Origin of the sequence: Paraburkholderia sp. LEh10 (assembly GCF_017814945.1) — a bacterium.
In the GTDB taxonomy this organism is placed as follows: Bacteria; Pseudomonadota; Gammaproteobacteria; order Burkholderiales; family Burkholderiaceae; genus Paraburkholderia.
Map to the genome: position 1 here is coordinate 1 of NZ_JAGIPX010000168.1, position 3,816 is coordinate 3,816.

Genomic DNA, 3,816 nt, shown 5'->3' on the forward strand with positions numbered 1-3,816 from the left:
CAGGTCCCCGTTTTACTTTGCCAGCCGTCCCTCATTTACGCTGCAAAACAGTCCATCGACTTCCGTGCTCACGCTCAACCGGAAAAGCTGCTGCACCGATGCCCAGCCGGATCTCCGCATGGGCGGTCTATGACGTGTTTTCAGTCAGGAACGGCGAACAGATCTTCCTGGCGGTCGTGTCCGACACACAATGGGCGATCTTCTGTGACGCGTTCGGCCTGACTGAGCTGAAGGCCGACGAGCGCATCGTGACCAACAATCAGCGGGTGCAGGCACGCGACTGGTTGTTGCCGCAGCTTCGCAAGCACATGGAAGCATTCACGGCGTCCGAGATCAGCGCGATCTTCGAACGCTGCGGATTGCCATATGCGCCGATCACCAAGCCCCAGGATATGTTTGACGATCCCCATCTGCTTGCAACGGGGGGGCTTGCCGATGTTACATTGCCGTCGGACGCTAGTGGTGCTGGTCAACCTGTATCCACGAAGACCGCGTTGCTGCCTCTGACGCTTGGCGGGGAGCGGCTGCAACTCCGCGCAGCGCCGCCTTCACTCGGACAGGATACGCGAGCGCTTCTGATGCAACTCGGTTACACGCCGGAAGACCTCAGACAGCTGATCGAAGCGGGCATCGTCAGGTGTCGGGACCAGCAGCCTGGCGATCCGGCGAGCCCGTCGGCTAACGAACTCGCCAGCGCCTGACACCCTGGCAGCACGCAAGGAATCACTGCCGCGCACGTGCAGCATGGTTCAGGTCGGCCGTGATTCCACAGGAGACGGAACATGACATCGATATCACCGGAAATGACGGCCGACAGGTCCGTCGATTCCACACTGGAACAACAGGCGGTTAAGAAAGCGGCGTGGCGCTTTATCCCGCTTCTCGCGCTCGCGTACTTTTTCAATTACCTGGATCGGACAAGCGTTGGCTTTGCCGCGCTGACGATGAACCACGACCTCGGGTTGACTGCGACGCAGTTCGGCTGGGGTGCCGGCATCATGTTCGCGGGTTACTGCGTATGCGAGGTTCCAAGTAACCTTGCGCTGTACCGATTCGGCGCGCGACGCTGGCTGGCGCGCATCATGATCACGTGGGGCTTCTTCGCGGCTGCCACGGCGCTTGCGGTGGGACCGACCAGTTTCTACGTGCTCCGGCTCCTGCTGGGTATCGGCGAAGCGGGTTTCTTCCCGGGCGTGATCTTCTTCCTCGCAGTCTGGTTTCCGGCAAGCTATCGCACTCGCGTGCTCGCGTGGTTCACCGTCTCCACGCCGATCTCGTCACTCGTCGGCGGTCCGCTTTCGACGTGGCTGCTCAAGATGGACGGCTTCCTCGGGCTGGCTGGCTGGAAATGGATGTTCATTGTGGAGGGCTTGCCCGCGTGCTTGCTCGGCTTCCTCGTGCTGCAGATGCTTGCGGACAAGCCCGCCGATGCCTCGTGGCTGTCGCCGCAGGAGCCGCACGCGCTGCAGAGCGCCTTCGACCGCGAGGGCGCCGCCAGACAGAAAAAGAAGGATTTCGCCGCCGCGTTGAAGGATGTGCGCACGTACATCCTTGCGATGATCTCGTTCGGCTTCACGATGGGTTCCTACGGTATTGGCATCTGGCTGCCGCAGATGCTCAAGGCTCACGGCATGAGCGTGACGCAGACCGGCTGGATGTCGGCGGTGCCGTATTTCTTTGCAACCATCGCATTGCTGTGGTGGGCCAAGCGGGTCGATCGGCGCGGCGGCCCCATCGCGAGCCGGGCCGCGGGTCTTTTGATCGGAGCCGTGGCGCTCGGCGTATCGACCAATTTCCATCAACTGGTGCCTGCCATGACCGGCATCACACTGGCGCTCATCGGAACGATTGCGGGCCGCACGATTTTCTATACGTTGCCGAACAGGTTCCTCTCCGGGCAGGCCGCTGCCGGCGGCCTCGCGCTGATCAATTCGATTGGCGCGCTTGGTGGCTTTGCGGGACCGTATCTCGTGGGCTATCTCAAGGACAGCTTCGGTACATTCACGGCGGGAATGATCGGTCTGTCGTTCGTGCTGCTCATCACGACCCTGCTGACCCTCTCGCTCTACGCTTTCAACACGGAGAAGAAGTGAACATGGTACCGCTTCGTTCGCCCTTGCGACGCCGGCTCCTTGGCGCGGCGGCAGCATCGATCATGATCCCGGCCGTCTCTGCGCGGCAAGGATTCGCAAAAGAGGAAACCCGCAGCATGAGCACGACCAGCAATTATCTTCCCGTTCGCGCCGCGTGGCTCGCCTCGGGCACTGAATCCGCGCTCGAACCGGCCATGCCGATCGTTGACGCGCATCATCATTTCTATGAGCGCACGGGATGGACTTACCTGCTCGATGAATATCTCGAAGACGCCAGATCCGGGCACAACATCACCGCGTCCGTGTACATGCAGGCACTGACGCGTTATCGAAAAGATGGTTCCGAACCGATGCGCCCGGTCGGCGAAATCGAATATGTGGTCGGGGCCACCGCACCGTTGCAGAAAGGCAGGCCGCAGGTCGCGAAAGGTATCGTCGGTTACGCGGATCTGCGTCGCGGTACGGCAGTGCGAGAAGTGCTCGAAGCCGAGCTTCAGGCGGGCGCTGGCCGCTTGCGCGGCGTGCGGCATCTCGTAACGTGGGACGCAGACCAGACGCTCATGAATCCCTTGTCGGCAGCGCCGCAGGGATTGCTGCTGGACCCGACCTATCGGTCAGGCGTCGCACAACTTGGGACGCTCGGCCTCTCCTACGACGCGTGGCTCTTCTTCCCGCAATTGCCCGAACTCTTCGATCTGGCGAAGGCGTATCCCGACACGCCGTTCATCATCAATCATTGCGGCGGGATCGTGCGCATCGCCAGGTACACAGACAAACGCAAGGAAGTGTTCGACGCATGGTCGAGCTCGATGCGCGAGCTGGCGCAGTTGCCCAACGTGTATGTGAAAGTCGGTGGCTTGGGTATGCGGATCAACGGCTTCGACTTCGAAAAAGGAGAGCTTCCGCCTTCATCGATCGAGCTGGCGGCAACATGGAAGCCGTGGATGCATACCTGCATCGAGACGTTCGGCGCGAACCGCTGCATGTTCGAAAGCAATTTTCCGGTCGATAAGGGCTCGTATCCCTATAGCAACGGCTGGAATGCGTTCAAGCGCTTAACCGCGCAGGCGAGTACGCAGGAACGGGAGGCGCTGTTCCGAGGAACCGTGACCAAGGTGTACCATCTCAGCTAACTCAATCGATAACCATCGGGCTGTGGGCGAATCATCGCGGGCGTCGAAGGGCGGCTTGGGTCGGTCAAACTCAGGAGACGGGGCTTGACTCGCATAGGAGTCCCGTAAGCTAATTTGATCAGAATTCTGGAAGCGAATTATGACTGGAAGGTATCTAGTTGGTCGATGGGGGTCGCCGTGGGCCAGCGATCCGTTTCTGAAAATCCGCATTGCCGTTGAGGTTGATACACAATCCGTCGTGACACTGCACCATTTCGTTGACGGCGCATGGCGCCGGTTTCGCCCGGACGAGGACGCATACGTGCGCGACCTCATCAATGACGAGATTGGCGCGATCATTGAGTGTCCGAAGGAGTACGGGTTGAACGAAACCGATGCCATACCGACTGCGTGGTCGAATGACGAAGCGAACCTGGTGCCGGAACTGCCGGAGGATGATGAGGACACGAGTACCGACCAGTTTGAACAGGAGGGCTGTAGCTGCTGCGAACGATGGTATCGCGAGGGTTCAGTGCATCTCGTTATACAGAAGTGGCGCAGTAGCAGACGTTTGTCCGAAAGCGCATTGCGCGATGCACCGGCGTGACGGG

The 3,816-nt window shown here is 60.3% G+C and carries 4 protein-coding genes; all 4 read left to right on the forward strand.

What is annotated here, in order from left to right; translation table 11 throughout:
* On the forward strand, positions 1-701 hold a 701-nt coding region (locus tag J8I87_RS43550; protein WP_209938804.1), incomplete at its 5' end, for a CoA transferase.
* Positions 702-782: 81 nt separating this feature from the next.
* Entirely contained in the window at positions 783-2,093 is a 1,311-nt protein-coding gene (locus J8I87_RS43555) for an MFS transporter (RefSeq protein WP_209938807.1), read from the forward strand.
* A gap of 2 nt (positions 2,094-2,095) precedes the next feature.
* Complete coding sequence (locus tag J8I87_RS43560; RefSeq protein WP_209938809.1) at positions 2,096-3,226, forward strand: amidohydrolase; 1,131 nt, start codon at positions 2,096-2,098, stop codon at positions 3,224-3,226.
* A 139-nt stretch (positions 3,227-3,365) separates the two neighbouring features.
* On the forward strand, positions 3,366-3,812 hold the full coding sequence (locus tag J8I87_RS43565; RefSeq protein ID WP_209938811.1) for a hypothetical protein: 447 nt from the start codon (positions 3,366-3,368) through the stop codon (positions 3,810-3,812).
* Positions 3,813-3,816: the final 4 nt, after the last annotated feature.